Annotated in this window: 15 protein-coding genes; 10 read left to right on the top strand and 5 right to left on the bottom strand. The window is 68.3% G+C overall.

Annotation, left to right across the window (positions count from 1 at the left end; translation table 11 throughout):
• Positions 1 to 1,272 carry a Rieske 2Fe-2S domain-containing protein gene (locus ACFZDK_RS26665; RefSeq protein ID WP_365792976.1) on the bottom strand — a complete coding sequence of 424 codons (1,272 nt, stop codon included), beginning with the start codon at positions 1,270 to 1,272 and terminating at the stop codon, positions 1 to 3.
• 896 nt (positions 1,273 to 2,168) lie between these two features.
• Between ACFZDK_RS26665 and ACFZDK_RS26660 the strand changes: the two genes are divergently transcribed.
• The 8 genes from ACFZDK_RS26660 (at position 2,169) to ACFZDK_RS26625 (ending at position 10,743) form a co-directional block, all read left to right on the top strand.
• On the top strand, positions 2,169 to 2,360 hold the full coding sequence (locus tag ACFZDK_RS26660; RefSeq protein WP_365793124.1) for a GMC family oxidoreductase N-terminal domain-containing protein: 192 nt from the start codon (positions 2,169 to 2,171) through the stop codon (positions 2,358 to 2,360).
• A gap of 94 nt (positions 2,361 to 2,454) precedes the next feature.
• Entirely contained in the window at positions 2,455 to 3,747 is a 1,293-nt protein-coding gene (locus ACFZDK_RS26655) for a hypothetical protein (RefSeq protein WP_390976209.1), read from the top strand.
• A 54-nt stretch (positions 3,748 to 3,801) separates the two neighbouring features.
• A complete protein-coding gene (locus tag ACFZDK_RS26650; RefSeq protein ID WP_365792972.1) occupies positions 3,802 to 4,989 on the top strand; it encodes a cytochrome P450 in 1,188 nt (395 codons plus the stop codon).
• Entirely contained in the window at positions 4,989 to 5,192 is a 204-nt protein-coding gene (locus ACFZDK_RS26645; protein WP_365792970.1) for a ferredoxin, read from the top strand. Before ACFZDK_RS26650 ends, ACFZDK_RS26645 begins: the two co-directional genes overlap by 1 nt.
• A gap of 505 nt (positions 5,193 to 5,697) precedes the next feature.
• Positions 5,698 to 7,035, top strand: coding sequence for an FAD-binding protein (locus ACFZDK_RS26640; protein WP_390976207.1), 1,338 nt, complete (start codon positions 5,698 to 5,700; stop codon positions 7,033 to 7,035).
• Positions 7,036 to 7,471: 436 nt separating this feature from the next.
• Positions 7,472 to 8,146, top strand: a complete 675-nt coding sequence (locus ACFZDK_RS26635) for a flavin reductase (protein ID WP_365792966.1) — start codon at positions 7,472 to 7,474, stop codon at positions 8,144 to 8,146.
• Positions 8,147 to 8,191: 45 nt separating this feature from the next.
• Positions 8,192 to 9,061: a fumarylacetoacetate hydrolase family protein gene (locus tag ACFZDK_RS26630; protein WP_365792964.1), complete on the top strand. Its 870-nt coding sequence runs from the start codon at positions 8,192 to 8,194 to the stop codon at positions 9,059 to 9,061.
• A gap of 203 nt (positions 9,062 to 9,264) precedes the next feature.
• Positions 9,265 to 10,743 (top strand): aldehyde dehydrogenase, encoded by a 1,479-nt coding sequence (locus ACFZDK_RS26625; RefSeq protein WP_365792962.1) that lies wholly within the window; start codon positions 9,265 to 9,267, stop codon positions 10,741 to 10,743.
• 154 nt (positions 10,744 to 10,897) lie between these two features.
• On the opposite strand, the gene ACFZDK_RS26620 is transcribed toward ACFZDK_RS26625, so the two are convergent.
• Positions 10,898 to 11,806, bottom strand: a complete 909-nt coding sequence (locus ACFZDK_RS26620) for an NADP-dependent oxidoreductase (RefSeq protein ID WP_365792960.1) — start codon at positions 11,804 to 11,806, stop codon at positions 10,898 to 10,900.
• Between the two features lie 162 nt (positions 11,807 to 11,968).
• Here ACFZDK_RS26620 and ACFZDK_RS26615 point away from each other — a divergent pair, with 162 nt between their 5' ends.
• Positions 11,969 to 13,249 (top strand): LuxR C-terminal-related transcriptional regulator, encoded by a 1,281-nt coding sequence (locus ACFZDK_RS26615; RefSeq protein ID WP_365792958.1) that lies wholly within the window; start codon positions 11,969 to 11,971, stop codon positions 13,247 to 13,249.
• 317 nt (positions 13,250 to 13,566) lie between these two features.
• Here ACFZDK_RS26615 and ACFZDK_RS26610 read toward each other — a convergent pair whose 3' ends face one another.
• Positions 13,567 to 14,310: a GntR family transcriptional regulator gene (locus ACFZDK_RS26610; protein ID WP_365792956.1), complete on the bottom strand. Its 744-nt coding sequence runs from the start codon at positions 14,308 to 14,310 to the stop codon at positions 13,567 to 13,569.
• 537 nt (positions 14,311 to 14,847) lie between these two features.
• Here ACFZDK_RS26610 and ACFZDK_RS26605 point away from each other — a divergent pair.
• On the top strand, positions 14,848 to 15,303 hold the full coding sequence (locus ACFZDK_RS26605) for a flavin reductase family protein (protein ID WP_365792954.1): 456 nt from the start codon (positions 14,848 to 14,850) through the stop codon (positions 15,301 to 15,303).
• 266 nt (positions 15,304 to 15,569) lie between these two features.
• On the opposite strand, the gene ACFZDK_RS26600 is transcribed toward ACFZDK_RS26605, so the two are convergent.
• Together ACFZDK_RS26600 and ACFZDK_RS26595 are read right to left on the bottom strand one after the other, a co-directional pair.
• Positions 15,570 to 16,100, bottom strand: coding sequence for a YbhB/YbcL family Raf kinase inhibitor-like protein (locus tag ACFZDK_RS26600; protein ID WP_390976202.1), 531 nt, complete (start codon positions 16,098 to 16,100; stop codon positions 15,570 to 15,572).
• A gap of 526 nt (positions 16,101 to 16,626) precedes the next feature.
• Complete coding sequence (locus ACFZDK_RS26595) at positions 16,627 to 17,640, bottom strand: SDR family NAD(P)-dependent oxidoreductase (protein ID WP_390976200.1); 1,014 nt, start codon at positions 17,638 to 17,640, stop codon at positions 16,627 to 16,629.
• Positions 17,641 to 18,262: the final 622 nt, after the last annotated feature.

The following is an 18,262-nucleotide window of genomic DNA, read 5'->3' as shown; positions in this document are numbered from 1 at the left end:
TCAGGAGGCAGCGACGGGCGTGGCCGCGCCGATGGTGAAGGTACCCGCCGTCGACCTGCGTGGCTTGGCCTCGCCGCTGTCGACGTTCTGCGGGGTGCGGCCGGCCTCGACGTCGTCGACCATCTGCAGCAGCTGGCGGCGCAGCATCACCACACCCTTGTCCGAGGTGGCCAGGGTCTCCTCGGAGTGCTGCGTGATGAGGCCCTGGGAGCCCTGGGCCTCGAAGTCGCCGGGGAAGCGCTGCTTCTCTTCCTCGGTCAGCTCCCAGAACTGCTTGCCGTTCTGCTTGATGCTGGCGATGACCCGCAGCATTCGGTCGATTCCTGTCGCCCGCACCGCCATGAAAGCCCTGTGGGAAGTGTCGTCGGCCGGCACGATCCAGATCAGGCAGTCATGGGGCTGGTCCGGGGCGGAGTTCACGAAGTCGGGCAGCGCGATGATGTTGGGTACGTGCACCTCAGGGCTCCAGTACCGTCCGACGGTCGTGCCGTCCGGCAGCTCCTGCTCGTACCGCTGGCGGTACCCCGCCCCGTGCTCGGTCTTGTAGTACTCGATCTTGTCAGAGACGGTGTAGGGGTCGTAGAACGAGTGGGGCGCTCCGGTCGTGCCGACCCCGTCGAACTGCGGGCCGCTGTGGGTGTAGTGCAGCCACATGGCGTGCACCGGGTCCATAGCGTTCTCGAAGGCCTGCAGCCAGTTGAAGTCGGAGACCAGTCCTGTCACGTTGGCTCCCGGGGCGGGGAGTTCGGCGAAGATGGCCTCGCCTTCGCTGAGCTCCTCGAAGAAGTCGTAGCGCGGCAGCGGGGGCTTGTGCTCCGGCGGGCCCATGTAGACGAAGACGAGGCCGTAGCGCTCCTCGACCGGGTACCAGGGCTGGCGGGCGACTTCGCGACGCCGACCGCGGTCGGGCTCGCAGGCCTGTTCCAGGCAGTGGCCCTGCACGTCGAACTTCCAGCCGTGGTAGCAGCAGCGGATGCCGTCCTCTTCGACGCGGCCGTAGAAGAGGCTGCTGCCACGGTGCGCACAGCGCTCGAAGACCACGCCGGGGCGGCCACTGCCGTCGCGGAAGACGATCAGGTTTTCGCCCAGGACGCGGGTGCGGTGCGGCAGGTCGCTGGTCAGCGCGTTCGACGAGGCGATCGGGTGCCAGTAGCGGCGCAGCGCCTCGCCCAACGGTGTCCCCGGACCCACCTCGGTCAGACGGGCATCGTGCGACGAGGCGGGACGGCCGTAGCCGGTACCGCTGTCCGGACCAGAAGACGTGACGGTCATCGTTCTCTCCTTTGAGCTCGAAAGCGCTGGTCGCCTCAGGAGGGCGTTGTAGGGCGAAGTCGTTCGGCCGTCCGCCGAGGGCTTCCCGTGCCCAGCTACCTCACTCCGGGATTTTGACACATCAACCTTGTCGGGCTGACACATCAAAGATACCTTCGCTGTACGAAAACTTGTCAACGGTTGTTCGGACTGCGGTCCGAGATCCTTCGCTGACCCGGGCAAGGAGCGACAATGAAGTTGATCTACGGCCGGGGTGCACGGTCGGCCTTGCTCGACCGCAAGCACGGCTACGTGGTGGTCGGCGCCGGCACGGCGGGCTGCGTCCCTGCCGTTCGAGTGTCAGCCGTTACTTCGATGAACGTGCCGCCCATCGACGCCGGGCCGGCCGCGAATCGCCACCTGCTCGTCCGGTTCACCTGTGGCATGGCCTTCTGCCGGGGAGAGCAGGATTCAGCCAGGGGCATGAGACGGAGCCCGAGCCGGTTCCGGGTGGCCGGACACCGCCCCACTGCGGGACCGGCTCGTCGGGGGCTCTGGAGTGATCAACGGCAACAACCGTGTGCGAGGGCACCAGTTCGACCGTGACGGCGGGGTCACCCGGGGCGCCAGGAGGCGGGGGTACGCCGACCTCCTGCCGGCCTCCCGCTGCCAGGGGACGAACCGGCTACCCGAGGTCCCAACGGGCGCCGCCTGGACGAGGCTGTTCTCGACCTTCGACCACGCCTTCCCGGCCGACACTCAGGCCGGAGAGGCCGCGGGGTCCGGTCAGGGCGAGGCCACTCCTCGCCGTCGCAGGTGGCACAACACGGCAGCGGCGTACCTGCGCCCGCGGCTGAAACGAGGGGCCGACCTCACCCTGCCGACCGGCGTCCTGGCGGACTCGGTTGTCGTTGGCAGTGGGCCGGGCCGTGGGGATCGAGGTCCTGGGCGGTAGTCGGCGGCACCGGTTTCGCGCGTCGCGGGAGGTCCTGCTCTCCGCTGGCACCTGTGGCTCGGCCCAGTTGCTGCTGCGCTCAGGCGCTTCGGTCCGGCCGCGCAGCTGCGTGAACACGGGGTCGATGTCACCTCGCCGAAGGGCGCCCTGGTGAGCCGGGGCCGGATGCGACTTCGGCCGGCTGGTCCCGCGGCCGGGATCAACCAACAAGGATTCATGAGGCATCAACCATCAAGAGGTGGGATTTCATGACTGACAACGCCGAGTCGGCCGCTGTTCTGTTCGCCCCGCTCGCTATCAACAAGGTGGCGCTCGCCAACCGGATCGTCATGGCCCCGATGGCGGCGTTGTCGGCGCGCCCGGACGGTCGGCCGAGCGAGCAGACGATCGCGTTTCTGCGTGAGCGGGCCAAGGGCGGCGTCGGCTTGATCATCCTGGGCGGCACGACGGCGACTCGCCGCGCCTACGCCGAATCACGGGTCAAGGCGATCCTCCGATTCGATGACGATCGTTTCGTGCCTGACCTCCAGCAGGTGACGGACGCGGTCCACGCCCATGGGACGCCGATCTTCGCCGAGCTCACCGCCTCGTTCGGGACGATGGCCAAGCCCTCCTCGAAGTTGCCGCTCATCGCGGCGAGTCCCAAGAACGTCGTGGTCAAGCCGGGCAGGTTGCCCCGAGGTGTCATCGCCCCGTTCGAGGTGGCCACCCCGACGCCGCGGGAGGCGACGGTCGAGGAGATTCGTCAGATCGCTGAGGAAATGGCCATGGCCGCCGTGCGCGCACAGCGGGCCGGCTTCGACGGGGTCGAGGTCGCCGCGATGATGAGCTATTTCCTCGCGTCGTTTCTTTCGCCCAGGTCGAACTGGCGTACCGATGACTACGGCGGGAGTGTCGAGAATCGCGCCCGGGTTCTGGTGGACATGGTGCGCCTCATTCGCGAGCAGGTGGGGGACTCGTTCCCGATCGGCCTGCGCATCAGTGCCAACGAGCATGTCGAAGGCGGCCAGGGGCCCGAGGGGTTCGCGGCCATCGCGCGGCACGTGGAGCGCGCGGGGCTGGATTACGTGGCCCTGACCGACGGCAACTACGAGGCGATGGACCACATGGAGACAGACACGCCGACGGTCGCGCACGGAGAGGCGAAGATCTTCCGCGAAGCCCTGTCCTGCCCGCTGATCATCGGCAGCGTCCAGAGCCCCGAAGGCGCAGCGCAGATCGTCTCCGAAGGCCATGCCGACGCGGTGATGCTCGCCCGTCCGCTGCTCGCCGACCCCGAGTACGCGAACAAGATCCGCGACGGGCGCGTCCAGGACATCGTCCAGTGCGACTACCACAACCAGTGCATGCGCCGCATGATCATGGGGATGCCCATCCGCTGCACCGCGAATCCCCGGATGGGCCGCGAGAGCCGACAGCCCGGTGGGCTCCCCCCGGTCGACCGCCTGGTCAAGGCCCCCATCGAGCGGGCCGTGCTCGCCGCGAGCGGCTCCCGGCGACTCATGGACGTCGTCGGAAAGGTTGCCAGGAAACGCTCGTGAATCGACACCCATCCCAAGGTTTATGCCCCTAGCCGCGTAGTTCAAGGAGGAACCGTGGCCGTTGTACCCATGACAGACATCGACATGTTCACGACCTCGGATCAGCGCACTCGCCACGAGCAGTATCGACAGTTGCGGGATCTGGGCGCCGTGGTCCGGCTGCGTGAACCGGACGTGTACGTGATCACGCGTTACGCCGAGGTCAAAGCCGCGCTGGCCGATCACGCGTCGTTCATCTCCGGCGACGGCGTGGGAATCAACGCCGAGGTGAACCAGATGATCCGAGGCACCACTCTCGCCAGCGACCCGCCGGAGCACGACCTGCTGCGCTCCGTCGTCGCGGCCGGGCTGAAGCCCCGTGCCATACGTGGTCGTACCGAGGAGATCACCCAGAAGGCACGGAGCCTGGTCGCCGAAGTCGTGTCCCGGGGCGAGATCGACGGTGTCAAGGAGTTGGCCGAGGCGATGCCGATGTCGGTCATCCCCGACTTCCTCGGCCTCCCCGACCGCAATCGGGACAAGCTCTACGAGTGGGCGAAGGTGGGCACCGACCTGCTGGGCCCGGTCACAGAGCGCACTCCGCACAACATCGAGATGTCCATGCGCATGCTCGAGTTCAATCATGAGCTCGCCAAGAACCGGGAGGTCACGCCGGGCACCATCTGCGCGGACATGCTCGAGGCAGCCGATCAGGGTGTCATCTCCCCGGAGAAGTGCCCGCTGCTGTTCATCGACTACATCGGTCCTTCGCTGGAGACCACGGCCGCGGCGATCGGCCATCTGCTCGTCATCTTCGCCGAGCGCCCGGACCAGTGGGCAGCGCTTCGCGCCGAGCCCGGGCTGGTCGCTTCCACGATCAACGAGGTCGTCCGGTTCGAGAGTCCCTTCCGGGGCTTCACCCGCGTCACCGCGCGTGACACGGAGCTCGGCGGGGTGGCCATCCCGCGAGGCGCTCGGGTGTGGCCGCTCACCGCCTCCGCGAACCGTGACGAGCGGAAGTGGGAGCGCGCGGACGAGTTCGACTTCCGCCGTAATCCGATCGACCACCTCGGGTTCGGACACGGCACGCACGGCTGCGCCGGCCAGGGTGTCGCCCGCCTTGAGCTGCACGCGCTGATCCACGCGCTGCTGGAGTCCGTCGAGCGCATCGAGCTCACCGGCGATGCGGTGATCGCGGAGAACACGATGGTGAACACGTATGCCGCGATCCCCGTCCGGCTCGTGGCGAGGAACGCGGCCTGATGCGCGTCGAGGTGGTCCGTGAGCGCTGTGAAGGACACGGCCTCCGCCGAGAGCGGGCGCCGACGATTCACGGTCCTGACGACGAGGGCTGGGTGGCCTTCGTGTACGAGAACCGGCAGGTGCCGGCGGACAGGGAGGATGCCGCGGTTGTCGGTGCCGGTGTCTGCCCTGTGGCCGCGTTGCCGGTGCGGGCGGACGTGTGACGCGTAAAGCCGCTTTCCCGCGACGTCGTTGTCGGCCCTGCCGCCTCGGCAGCGGCGGCAGGGCGCGATCTCGGACATGACGTCGAGGCCGTCATGATCCGCGAGAACACACGAGACTCTGTTCCCTAAGGGTATCAGTAAGTAAGATGTGACACATCACGCCCGATCGTCGTGGATGGCGTGCTCGGGTCGCTGCTGCCTTCGTGCTCACTGGGAGACCACAGGCCCGGCCCTCTCCCGTCGACGGACTCGCGGCCCGAGGGTTCTTCTTTCTCCCCGCGTACCAAGGAGCCGGCAAGGCGGTTGGTCTTTCGCCGAGGTGTGCCCTCGGCCGCCGGGCTCGACCGCGAGTACACCAGTGTGCTCGGTGGGCCGGCGCGGCGGTCGTGGATTCGGAGCCGCGCGCCCGCGAGGGCGGACGGACTTCCCGGCCGCCGATGCCTCGCTCACGCCGTCCAGCGGTGTGGGGACCGTGAAATTCCGCAACCTTTCAAGGAGGAGATCCATGGTTGGACAGAGCGAACCGGACCCCGTCGTCGCGGGCGATGTCTGGCGAAGGGGCGACGAAGGGTACGAGGCCGCGCGGCAGGCTGCGGTCTGGCACCAGCTGAAGCCCAATCGGTATCCGGACGTCATAGTCCGGGTCAAGAACGAGCAGGACGTCGTCGAGGCTGTGCGTCGTGCGCGCAAGGAGGGCTTGAAGGTCAAGGCGCGCGGTGGCGGCCACAGCATGACCGCGTCGTCGGTCCGGGACGGGCTGATGATCGACTTCTCGGAGTTCTGCGAGTACACGATCGATCCGCAGGCGCGCACGGCGACGGTGACGCCGAGCGTCACCGGGGACGACTTCGGCGCGGCGGTGCGCGAGCACGGGCTCTTCTTCCCCGGCGGCCACTGCCCGGGTGTCGGCCTGGGCGGATTCCTGCTCCAGGGCGGCTTCGGCTGGAACGGCCAGGCGATGGGAATGGCCTGCTCGAGTGTGCGGGCCATCGACGTGGTCACCGCCGACGGGGAGCTCATCCACTGCGATGACACGACCAACGCGGACTATATGTGGGCCGCCCGTGGTTCGGGTTCCGGCTTCTTCGGTGTCGTCACACGCTTCTACCTCGACCTCCATCCGCTGCCCGCGTCGATTCTGTCCAGCCTCTACGCCTATCCGATGGACGCGCTCGACGACGTGCTTCCGTGGTTCCTGGAGACCGGGCCTTCACTGCCCCGGTCGGTCGAGCCGTTCCTGATGTGCGCGACACCGCCCGGCCTCGACCAGCGCCTCCTGCTTGTGTTCGCGGTCTCCTTCACCGACACCGAGCAGCAAGGACGTGACGCGCTCGCTCCGTTCGAGACCTGTCCGGCGATCGACCGGGCACTGGAGCACCGTTACGCGAAGCCGGCCTCCTTCGACGAGCTCTACGCCTTCATGAGCGCGGCGGCTGTCCCTGGCCGCTACTGCGTGGACGGCATGTGGACGCACGAGTCTCCCGCCACGCTCGTGCCGAAGTTCCAGGAACTGTTCGACAGTTTTCCCAACCCGAAGTGCCACATCGGCTTCTATCCGTGGCACGACGCGGACGTGCCGAACGGCGCCTTCTCACTGCAGGCCCCGCTCTACATATCGCCGGTCGCCGTCTGGGACGACGAGAAGGATGACGCACACTGCATCGAGTGGGCGACCGGGCACATGCGGCGGCTCGAGCCGTACTCGGTAGGGATCATGCTCGCCGACGAGAACCTCGTCAATCGCCCTGCTCCGTTCATGGCGCCCCAGAATCTGGAGCGCCTGGAGCAGCTACGTGCGAAGTACGACCCGAGCGGCCTTTTCCACAGCTACCTGCTGAGCTGAGCCTCGTCGGCGCGCTCACGCCAAAGCCCGCACGCCGGCAGTGACGAGCGGAAGCGGGAGCGCGCCGACGGGGTCGACTTCCGCCGTGATCCGATCGACCACCTCGGGTTCGGACACGGCACGCACGGCCGCGCCGGCAACTCACCGACGATGCGGTGATCGCGGAGAACGCGATGCTGAACACGATGGTGAACACGTACGCCGGGATCCCCGTCCGGCTCGTCGGCGGACGTGTGAGGCGTCAAGCCCCGTCCCCGCGTCGCCATCGTGGGCCGGGGTCTGCTGCCGCCTCGGCCGCGGCGGCACCGCGCGATCTCGGACATGACGCGGGGAAGGTCGTTGTCCGCGAGAACACCCGGGACTCTACCCAGCACCTGAGGTTTCAATTATGATGCACTGACATATCAATCTCCTCGATGGCGGCATCGCGGCGGTCATGGATCCGGAGCCGCGCGTCCGATGGGCGGACGGAGTCCGGGCCGCCGAGGCCTGGGCCATGCCTGGCCTGCCCGCCGCCAACATCGACACAACGGCCATCGTGATCGCGGAGAACGCCGCGATCACGGGATGGGAGAGTTCCGTGGTTGACAATTCCGAACCGGCGCACGGCGAGGTCCGAAAGGATCCCGGCCGTTTCCGTGAAGTGCTGTCGGTGGTGCCGAGCGGCATCGCCGTGGTGACCGCCGTCGACGGCGGCGAACCGGTCGGGCTCACCGTCGGCAGCCTCATCATGGTGTCGACGGACCCGTCGCTGGTCGGGTTTCTGCCCGGAGTCTCGTCGACGAGCTTCACCCGGATACGCCGGTCCGGTTCCTTCTGCGTGAACGTGCTCACCGCGCGGCAGGAGAACGTTTCCAACGCCCTCGCCAAGCCTGGGGGCGACAAGTTCGCCGGCCTGTCGTGGCGTCCGGCACCGGTGACCGGCTCACCGGTGCTGGAAGGGGTGGCGGCGTGGATCGACTGCCGGCTCACGGCCGTGCACGAGCACGGCGACCACTTCGTCGCCATCGGGGAAGCGGTCGACTTCGACGCGGTTCCGGGGGAGCAGCCGCTGGTGTTCCACCGCGGTCGATACGTGGGTCTGGAGACCGGGAATCAGGCACTCGCGTAGGTCCGTTCCGCCGAGACGCGGCGGCTGAGCGCGAAGGAGGCGTTCATGAAGCTGTTGACGTATCGCATCGGTGACGAGGAGTCGTTCGGTGTGCTGTCGGGTGACGTGGTCATCGACGGTGCCGCGGCACTCGCCGGGGACGCGACCTCGATCCGCGAGCTGCTGGAGCGAGACCTGCTGGGTCCGCTGGAGCGGCTCAGCGAGCGGCGTGCGGTCACCCACCCACTGGCGGACATCGAGTACCTGCCGCCGGTCCCCGACCCCGCGAAGATCCTTTGTGTGGGGGTCAACTACGTCGACCACCGGGAGGAGACGGGGCACACCGAGAAACCGGAGCACCCGACCGTCTTCAGCCGGTTCGCCGACACCCAGGTCGGCCACGGACACCCCGTCGTGCATCCGCCGAACTCGAAGCAGCTGGACTACGAGGGCGAGGTCGCGATCGTCATCGGACGTCATGTGTCGGCGATCGAGACGGACGCCGACGCGCGGGCGGCGATCGCGGGCCTGTCCTGCTACAACGACCTGAGCGTGCGGGACTGGCAGCTGCACAACAGCCAGTGGCTGCCGGGCAAGAACTTCGCCGGCATCGGTTCGTTCGGCCCCTGGCTGGTCACCATGGACGAATTCGACGACCTCGGGTCGGTGCGGCTCACCACCCGAGTCAACGGGGAGGTGAGGCAGGACGCCACACTGGACGACCTCATCTTCGATTTCACGGCCATTCTGCGGTACGTCACCGGGTTCACCCGGCTGGCTCCCGGCGATGTGATCGTCACCGGGACGCCGGGCGGGGTCGGCCTGGCCGCCAAACCGCCGCGTTTTCTCGCTCCCGGTGACGTGACCGAGATCGAGGTCTCCGGTATCGGTGTCCTCCGGAACGAAATCGTGGCAGCACCGGAGGGTCCGAACTGAACGTTCGAAGGAATCGGCCGCGGCCTGACCTGTCGACCGACTTCCGATTCTGATTCCTCACTGTGGCCACTCGGCCACCATCCGGCCGGAACTCCTCGTTCGCCGAACAAGCAGCGCCATTGCGGTTGTCGGCGCGATGTCACATACCCGCGGTCACTGTTCGTCGGCGTGGCGGGCAGCCCGTCTTGTCAAGGGAGACACCAATGTCAGGGACCGAACCCAAGCCCGCCACCCCGACCTGCGACCTGTTCATCGACGGGCGCCGGGTCCCGGCCGAGGCCGAGCGGTACATCGACACCAGGGAGGCACTGACGGGCAAGCCGATCGCTCGGGTCGCGGCCGCTTCGGCCGCCGACGCCCGCCGCGCGGTTGATGCCGCTGCCGGGGCACTTCAGGCATGGTCAGGACTTCCTCCGGCCCGGCGCCGGGCGGTTCTGGAGCGGGCGGCGGCGCTGCTGGAGGCGCGAGCCGAGGACATTTCCGCGGTCATGGGCGCGGAGATGGGGGCGACCCGGCCGTGGTGCATGTTCAACGTGCACGTCGCCAAGGGCATGCTCGTCGAGGCAGCGGCGCAGGCGTACTCCGCGGTCGGTGAGGTGATCCCGTCCGACGTGCCGGGGCTGACCGCCCTGGGGATCCGGCAGCCGGCCGGGGTCGTCGTGGGCCTCGCACCGTGGAACGCACCGCTGATCCTTGGCGTGCGGGCGATCGCGATGCCGCTCGTCTACGGCAACACCGTGGTACTCAAGGCGTCCGAGCAGACGCCGTGCACCCAGGCCGCGATCGTCGACGTGCTGCACGAGGCGGGCGTGCCGGCCGGGGCCGTCAACCTGGTCACCAACGCGCCCGAGGACGCCGCCGAGATCGTCGAGGCCCTGGTCGCTCATCCCGCCACGGCTCGGGTGAACTTCACCGGGTCGACGCGGGTCGGCCGGATCATCGGCGAACTGGCTGGTCGCCACCTCAAGCGTGTCGTGCTGGAACTGGGCGGAAAGGCGCCTCTGGTCGTGCTGCCCGACGCCGACCTGGAGGCCGCCGCGGCGGCGGCCAGTTTCGGCGCGTTCATGAACCAGGGCGAGATCTGCATGTCGACCGAGCGTGTGATCGTCGATCGTACGGTGGCCGACGAGCTCAGCCAACGCCTGGCCGATCGCGCCGCCAAACTCGTCGTCGGACCGCCCGATGACCCGTCCTCCCAGATCGGTCCCCTTGTGCACACGCAGGCCCGTGACCATGTGCTCGCGTTGGTCGAGGACGCCCGCGCGCACGGCGCCGAGGTGCTGGCCGGTGGCGATGCGGACGGGCTCTTCGTCCAGCCGACCGTTCTTCGTGGCGTGACACCGCAGATGCGGATCTATGCCGAGGAGTCGTTCGGGCCGGTCGTCTCGATCATCGAGGCCGACGGCATCGACGATGCCGTGGCCAAGGCCAACGACACCGAGTACGGGCTGTCCGCCGCGGTGTTCGGCCGGGACGGCGGAGTCGCGCTGGACGTGGCGCGCCGGATCCGGTCGGGGATCTGTCACATCAACGGCGCCACGGTCCACGACGAGCCGCAGATGCCGTTCGGAGGCGTCGGTGCCAGTGGCTTCGGGCGCTTCGGCTCCAGGGCGGCGCTGGAGGAGTTCACCGAACTCCGCTGGGTGACGATCCAGTCGGGGGAGCGGCACTACCCGATCTGATCGAGGTAACAGCACGGCTGGACCGGGAGACATCGGCCTGAGTCAACCGGTCCGGCCTCTGCCGCATCCCCCCGGGCCGGGGGATGCGATCCCGTGGACACGGGCGTCGAGCGTGGTGCTCCCCGGGCAGGCGGCGGTAGCCCGCCGCAGGTGGTTATGGGCGAAGGACCAACTTGCCGTGCGGGTGGCCGGCTTCGCTCAGTTCCTGGGCCTTGGCAGCGTCGGCGAGGGGGAGGCCCCGGTCGATACGGACGCGCAGCCGGCCGTCGGCGGCGAGGCGGGCGTAGCCGGCGAGCGTCGGCCCGAACTGGCTGCTGGCCTCGGCGGAGATGGGGATGCCCAGTTCGACGGCTCGCATGTCGGCGATGGTGACGATACGTTCGGTGGTGCCGCCGCGCAGGTCGATGGACACCTCCAGGGCGTTGTACCCCGCGGCGTCGTACACGGCGTCGATGCCCTGCGGGGCGGCGGCGCGGACTCGGTCGGCGAGGCCGTCGCCGTAGGTGACGGGCGTGACACCGAGGGAACGCAGATAGTCGTGGTTGGCCTCGGACGCGGTTCCGATGACGGTGGCGCCGCGGGCCACGGCGAGCTGGGCGCCGACGGAGCCGACTACGCCTGCGGCCCCGTGCACCAGCAGCGTCTCTCCGTCCGTCACCCCGAGGGCGTCCAGCACCCGGTGGGAGGTCTCGGCGGCGACGGGCAGCGCGGCGGCCGACTCCCACTCGAGGCCGGCCGGTTTGGGCGCGAAGTCCGTGGCCAGGGCGTAATCGGCGTAGGCGCCGGTGACGGTGAAGCCCAGCACCTCGTCCCCCACCGAGACGCCGGTGACTCCCTCACCGACCTCGTCGACGATGCCGGCCGCTTCCGAGCCCGGGACGGCGGGGAAGGTCACGGGGATCATCTGCTGCAACCAGCCGCGGCGAATCTTGTAGTCGATAGGGTTGATGCCTACGGCCACGATCTTCAGCCGGACCTGTCCGGGGCCTGCGTGCGGCTCCTCGACCTCCGCGAGTCGCAGGACCTCGGGGCCGCCGTACTCCGCGTACACGATCGCCTTCATGTATGTCACATCCCGTTGTATGCGTATGCCGCCGGGGAAGCGGCTCGTGGGCAACGACTCCATCCTCGGCAGGGACGGCTTCACTTCGGCTGTCCTTTCGGACGGTTTTTGCTGGCCGAAAGGACAGCCGAAGTACGGGGTGGGCTGGCTAGGCTGGTGGCCATGGACCTGATGGCCGCTGTCGATGTGATCCGGGCGCCGCTCATCGAGACGTTGCCGCGCCTGTCCGCCGCCTTGGCCGGGGCGATTCCCCACCGAGGGCTGGCCGATCTGTCCGCCAACTGCGCGTACGCGCCGTTCAAGGTCCACGGGGAGTCCCCCGGCAAACCCGGCTCGGCCATCACCACCGCCGAAGTGGCAGCGCTGCGGCTGCTGGTGCCGGCCGAGGGAAGCTGGCAGGGCCGGGCCAGGATGGCGGGCGTCGACGTGCCCGTGCTGGCCCTGGCCAACGACATCACCGAGCAGGGTGCGCTGCTGGTGCTCGTACGGACCGAGGACACCCCCGTACAGCAGGAGCACCTGGCGGACGCCCAGGCGCTGTGGGACCTGCTGACCGCGCACCGGGAGGGACTGAGCACCGAGGCGATCCCCGTGACGCTGGGCGTGTCGCGCGCGGCGGCCTCCGCACGCGCCGTGGCCATCTCCGATCTCGGCGACGCCCACGGCGCCGCGCTGACCGCGCTGCTCGGCGTCCTGCGCGACCGTGGCCTGGACGACACCAACGCCCGGATACGCGCCATCGACCTCGCCGTCACCGCCCAGGCCGAACTGCGCTCACACGCCGAACTCGACCAGGCACTGGTGGAGGAACGGGCCGGACAGGCCTTCGAGCGGCTCGCCGACTCGCTGCGCCGGATCCTGCGCGCCCGCGGCGTACGGCTGGACCTCGGCACCCCTGGCGCGGAGGAAGGCGTGGACCGGCTGTTGCCCGGCGATGTCGTCAACACGGCGTCCTCGGCGGTCCGGGCCACCGTGCACGCCTCGTTGGAGGACGAGGGGCACGGGCCGGAGGGTCGTCAGGTGAGCCGGATCCACATCGGCTGGAAAGTGGATGCGGACGCCCTGCGGGTCACCGTACGGGACGACGGACCCGGAACCCTGTCCCGGAGCTCTCTCGACGCACGCAAGGTCATCGACCGGCTGACGCCGCTCGGCGGGCGGTTCGAGGTGGACTCGATACCCGAGTGGGGCACGACGGTGACCATCGAAGTTCCCCTCACACCACCCGACACACCGCGCCAGGACCCGCTGACCGGACTGGGGGCACGGGAGCTTCAGGTGCTGGGACAGCTGGCCCGTGGGCGGCGCAACCGGGACATCGCCCAGGAACTGCACATCAGCGAGTCGACGGTGAAGTTCCACGTGGCGAAGATCCTCGACAAGCTGGGCGTCAACTCCCGAGGTGAGGCGGCAGCCCTCGCCCATGAGTGGGGTGCGGCGTAGCCGGCCGGGCATGAGCGTGACGGTCGCGATGTGCTGATGCGCGTCCCCGCCGGCGGGCGGGGGCATCGCCGCCGACGTGCTCGGCGTGCCCATCGCGGTGCCGCCCTCCCCCATGCGACCGGCTTTCCTGGCCTCGGGGTACTACCACGGCTCCGCCCCGTCCCGGTCGTCGGTGGCGTCAGCCCCTGCCACCACGGCCGGATGCGGCGTGCCGGGGCAAGGACCCGACACCACCCGGATCGCCCCCCGGCTTCAACAACCCTGCTGCGACACGGCGTTGGCGAAGGTCTCCCACCTCCACTCGAACCAGCAGCGCCTCACGGGGCAAACAAGATCTCCGACAGAGCCGAATCACGCAGTGGCACGATTTCCGTGGTGGTGACCGATGGCCACCGTGCGAGTGTGTGAAGGACGCGGTTGTGTGACTGCTGGATGTACTTGCGTGTGAGCTCGGCGGCCGTTTCGCCGTCCCGGCGACTGAGCGCCTCGCTCCAACCCGCTATGTACTGAGGGGAGACGGAGAAGATCAACACTGCATCGTTGAGGAGCGACAGCACCCGCCTCAGCTCGCCGGCCACGGCACGGTACGCACTGATGATGTAGGGATTGTCCGTGGCGTCCACCAGTACCGCGAACGTGTCCTCCGAAAGTTCGAGCCACCGTTGGGTCAACTCGCGGCTGGGCAAGCCGGTGGGTGCCAGCTCCAGGAACTGCTCAAACCCCGCGACCACACGGTCGAGCTGCCCCCGGGGGGCTCCGGTGATACCGCGGCGCACCGTCTCCGGTCCGAGGAGCTCCCAGAAGTCGAAAAGGTCGTCGACTCCCTTGAGTGTCATCGGTTTCACCCTGTACCCCCGGCGAGGCTGCGTGTCGACCAGTCCTTCATGGTCCAGTCTCGTCAGCGCCTCGCGAACAGCGGAGATGCCCAGCTTGGTCTCAGCGACGATCTGGCGCTCGGTGATCCGTTGTCCAGGGGGGAGGCGACACGAAAGGATGTCCTCGCGGAGGCGACGGTAGGCGATCTCGCGCAGCGGAATTGCCTCAGGCTCGTAAACGACCACGATGTGTCACCTTCGTCTGTCGGTAACGATCTCCGCTTCTCACACTACTTCGAAGCTAGCATCTCTCATGCGCTCGGTGCTACGTCAACTGCGCTGATCTGTCATGTCAGGTGCTTTCCCGCGCCGGAGGGACTGGGCGGCCTCGATTTCCCGGAAGCGCTTGGAGTCGCCCGGCGTTCGGCGCCGGGGGGCCGGGCTGTGGTGTCGCGCTTGGTTGCAAGAACATTCTTGCTCCGACCCGTCTGAGCCATTCCCATCTGAAGTGTCAGAGTTTATATTGTGACACATCAAATGTGCCTTGATGGCTGCCGGGTCGACTTGCCGGCACCAAAGTCGCAGACAGGAGGGCCGTTCGATGCCGGATGCAGTGCCTGGCGTTTCCTCGACCACCGACGGGTTGCGTGCCAGGGTGACAGCGTGCGACCCGAACTGGTCATACCTGGATTGGGACGGCCAGTCCGCGGGAGTGGCGGTCGCGGGGGCGGGCGGATGACCATGCGCATCGCGGACCCGCTCCAGACCGCGTTCCGAGAGACCATGGCCGTCGTGTGCACGCCGGTCGCGGTGATCACCACCCGGGGGCAAGGCCTGCCGTACGGAACCACCGTGAGCGCCTTCACGTCACTGTCCATGGACCCGCCCATGGTGCTGGTCTCGCTCGACCGGCGCTCGCAACTGCTTGAGGTCGTTCGTGTCAGCGGCACGTTCGGAGTCAACATCCTCAGCAGTACGCAGGCCGCTCTCGCGGCACACTTCGCGCGTAAGGGCGGAACGGGGAAGTTCGCTGACGTCGCCTGGTACGACGACTCCGGCCTGCCACGCCTTCCGGGTCTTGCCGGGTTCCTCAACTGCCGGGTCGCACGCCTGGTCGACGGTGGTGACCACCTTGTGGTGTTCGGTGATGTCGTGGCTGCGGACAGCACCGCCAGTACACCTCTGACCTACCACAACCGGGAGTTCGGAACGCATGTGAGGCTCGAGGAGGCTTCGTGAGCAGGGGCTGGACACCTGTGGAGGCGGTGCGACCTGATCGGCATCGGTTGCGCCGGACCGGCCACGTGTGCCCGACCTGCCGAGCTTCGCAGGTGTCCGTTGCCGGTCGACTTGATCAGGCTTCAGCGTGAGGGCCGGCGCAGCTCCGGGACCGCGTTGGGGAAGCGTGCGTTTCAAGGCCCTGCTCCTGCAGCGAACGCCCCGAGCTGCGTCAGCACGGGGCGTTCGGTCTGTCGACATGGCTCTTCACTGCCTCGGATTGCGCGTCATTCCTGTGACTGCGCGGCGAACCGTCCGGTGATCACCGCACGCGCGAGGGTGTGCATCCAGAGGTTGAACCCCAGGTATGCCGGGGTGGCATTCGGGTTCAGGTCGAGCTTTTCCGCGTCGACCGCGTGCACGGCGATGTAGTACACGTGCTCGCCGGTGCCGGGAGGCGGTGCGGCACCGACGTAGCGCTTCAGGCCCGCGTCGTTGGCCAGTTGCCAGGCCCCCGCCGGCAGACCGGGGCCGGAGTCGTCGCCCGCCCCTGCCGGGAGTTCCGTCACCGATGCCGGGACGTCGGCGACCGCCCAGTGCCAGAACCCGCTCGCCGTCGGCGCATCCGGGTCGTACACGGTGATGGCGAAGCTCTTGGTCTCGGCGGGGAAACCCGACCAGCTCAGGTGCGGGGAGGTGTCGGTGCCACCGATCCGGCTGCTGATCTGTGCGATCGGAAGAACTTCGCCGTCCTGTACGTCACTGCTCTTCAGCGTGAACGCCGGGACCTTCCCGATCTTGTCGTAGGGGGATTCCATGGTTGTTGTGCCTTTCGTGTCGGGGTTTTCCATGAGAATCTGACGGTGTGCTCGCCCACCGCCTTTTCGCCGAGGGGAACACGGGGCACCGGTCGGCTCGGCCGCGGCACCCTGCCCGTCGCCGGGCTGGATGGGCTCGGTGAGCACCGGGGCTGCCCAGCCGCCCCAGCGACCTGCCGAGCCGGCACGCCGAGATCCCGGTGGAGAAGGTTCGGCAGCCGATTTCCTGTGCTGGTCCCGCGTCTGACCATGGATTTCTCGTATGATCCGGCAGGGCGTACTGAGGCGCGGCCCCGTCGTCCGTGTTGCCAGGGACGGGGCGCTCGGATCGGTGGTGGGTAAGCGTGTTGACGCAGCCTCTGTTGAGCACACGTCACCGGCTTCCGGCCCTCGACGAGGGGCCATCAAGCTGTGATGGCGGTCCCCAAGGACATTCGCGTATCCAAGAGGACCGCCATCACGGGCCTTCCGGGAGGACCGCCTCTGATCACGACTGGACCGGCGCGGCTCGCTCGTGCTTCAGGGGCTACGGCTTCTCGAGTGCCGCGAGTGCCGCCAGCACTTCCTGCGGCGGCGACGACGCGGCCTGCACGCCGGTCACCGCCTGTGCTGTCAGCTCCTGTTGCAACGGAACGTCCGCAAGTGCGGCCTGCAGACCTTTCAGGGTCCAACGCTGCTCGGCGTTGTTGAGGTGATGGCTGACAGTCCAGCCGTCGAACACGGTCAGATCGTCCCCGACGATGCCGAAGACCCGGCCGGTGTAGGGGCAGAGCGGCGACGCGAGATACAGGGCGACAGCCGCCACGTTGTCCGGGGCCATGCGGTCGAAGCCCTCTTCGACCGGCTTCATGAGATCGGGGGCGACGGTCGCGCTGACACGCGTCCGCGCGGCCGGTGCCACGGCGTTGACGCGGACGCCGAGCTCGGCGAGGTCCAGCGCGCACTGGACGGTCAGGGCGGCAACGCCGGCTTTGGCGGCGGTGTACATGGGGTTGCCGGGCCAGGGGTTGAGCCCGACGCCGGACGTCATGTTGACGATGCTGCGCCCCGGCTGCGGCCCCGTCTCACGCCAATGGGCGGCAGCCCAATGGGAGACCGCACCGGTGCCGGTGAGGTTGACCGCGATGGTTCGCTCCCAGTCGAGCCGTGAGATGGCGTCGATGGTTCCGAAACGCGATATGGCGGCGTTGTTGACGACGATGTCGAGTCGTCCGAACTCCTTCAACGCCGCTTGCACCAGGGCACCGGCGCCGTCCCAGTCGGAGATGTCGTGGGTGTCGGCCACGGCTCGGCCGCCGGCGGCGACAATGGCCTGCGCGACCTCCTCGGCCGGCCCGCTGTTCGAGTCGCCTTCGCCGTTGAACTCTGACTCACCGAGATCGTTGACGACCACGGCCGCACCTTCGCCGGCCAGTGCCAAGGCGTGCTCTCTGCCTATGCCGCGGCCACCGCCCGTAACGATCGCGACTTTGCCCTCTAGGAGTGCCAATTTCCTCTCACTTTCCTTCTTGCTGACGGCGATGGGTTGTGCGTGGCTCAAGGCAGGCCGCCTGCTACGGCTCCGGTACGAAGGGGGCTGCGACGGGTACGTCTGTCGCCGCCTTCTTCCGGCCGTCACCCGGTCGATCGATGTCGGCCGCTCGAAGGCCGGGGACGGCTGAACGGCCGGACAGAGCGGCATGCCTGCTTTCCGTGGAAGGCGATCAGGTCCTCGCCCGGGACGCGGGCGCGATGCGTCAGGTCGCTGGGCAGTGCGCTCGAGCAGGCGACGGTATGGGTGTCCGGACCGGGGGAGGGGCAGTCATGGTGTGCTCCGTGGGGGGTGAGCTCGGATGGGATGGTCGCGTCGTCCGTGGTCTCGCGCGCGAGGGGCTCGGGCGTCCGCCCAGGGGGTGCCGTCGTGGGGAAGGCCAACTCTGGAATTTCAGATCGCCTTATCTGATACTTCAAGTTGTGGGGTCCACGAAACAGCGACGAAAAGGGTTTGTCAATGGCCGCGTGCCAAGTCGGCCGATCACTGTTTCCCCTTGTGCGCGCCGGCCGTGCTGCTCAGAGACCGGGACGTGGGAGGGTGCGGGACCGCGTGGTGGCCGGGCAGGTCGCCGCGCGATCCCGCGAGAGTTGAGGCGTACCGCGGCCACATGCCGCGGACGGCCCGACTA

This window comes from Streptomyces sp. NPDC007901 (genome assembly GCF_042959465.1).
Lineage (GTDB): Bacteria > Actinomycetota > Actinomycetes > Streptomycetales > Streptomycetaceae > Streptomyces.
This window is presented reverse-complemented; position numbering and strand designations above follow the sequence as displayed.

Bases quoted from the DNA above. Each gene is read 5' to 3' on its own strand.
- ACFZDK_RS26655 (WP_390976209.1), top strand. From the start codon at position 2,455: ATGACTGACAACGCCGAGTCGGCCGCTGTTCTGTTCGCCCCGCTCGCT.
- ACFZDK_RS26605 (WP_365792954.1), top strand. From the start codon at position 14,848: ATGGCCGTCGTGTGCACGCCGGTCGCGGTGATCACCACCCGGGGGCAA.
- ACFZDK_RS26600 (WP_390976202.1), bottom strand. From the start codon at position 16,100: ATGGAATCCCCCTACGACAAGATCGGGAAGGTCCCGGCGTTCACGCTG.
- ACFZDK_RS26625 (WP_365792962.1), top strand. From the start codon at position 9,265: ATGTCAGGGACCGAACCCAAGCCCGCCACCCCGACCTGCGACCTGTTC.
- ACFZDK_RS26640 (WP_390976207.1), top strand. From the start codon at position 5,698: ATGGTTGGACAGAGCGAACCGGACCCCGTCGTCGCGGGCGATGTCTGG.
- ACFZDK_RS26620 (WP_365792960.1), bottom strand. From the start codon at position 11,806: ATGAAGGCGATCGTGTACGCGGAGTACGGCGGCCCCGAGGTCCTGCGA.
- ACFZDK_RS26635 (WP_365792966.1), top strand. From the start codon at position 7,472: ATGGATCCGGAGCCGCGCGTCCGATGGGCGGACGGAGTCCGGGCCGCC.
- ACFZDK_RS26645 (WP_365792970.1), top strand. From the start codon at position 4,989: ATGCGCGTCGAGGTGGTCCGTGAGCGCTGTGAAGGACACGGCCTCCGC.
- ACFZDK_RS26630 (WP_365792964.1), top strand. From the start codon at position 8,192: ATGAAGCTGTTGACGTATCGCATCGGTGACGAGGAGTCGTTCGGTGTG.
- ACFZDK_RS26615 (WP_365792958.1), top strand. From the start codon at position 11,969: ATGGACCTGATGGCCGCTGTCGATGTGATCCGGGCGCCGCTCATCGAG.
- ACFZDK_RS26665 (WP_365792976.1), bottom strand. From the start codon at position 1,272: ATGACCGTCACGTCTTCTGGTCCGGACAGCGGTACCGGCTACGGCCGT.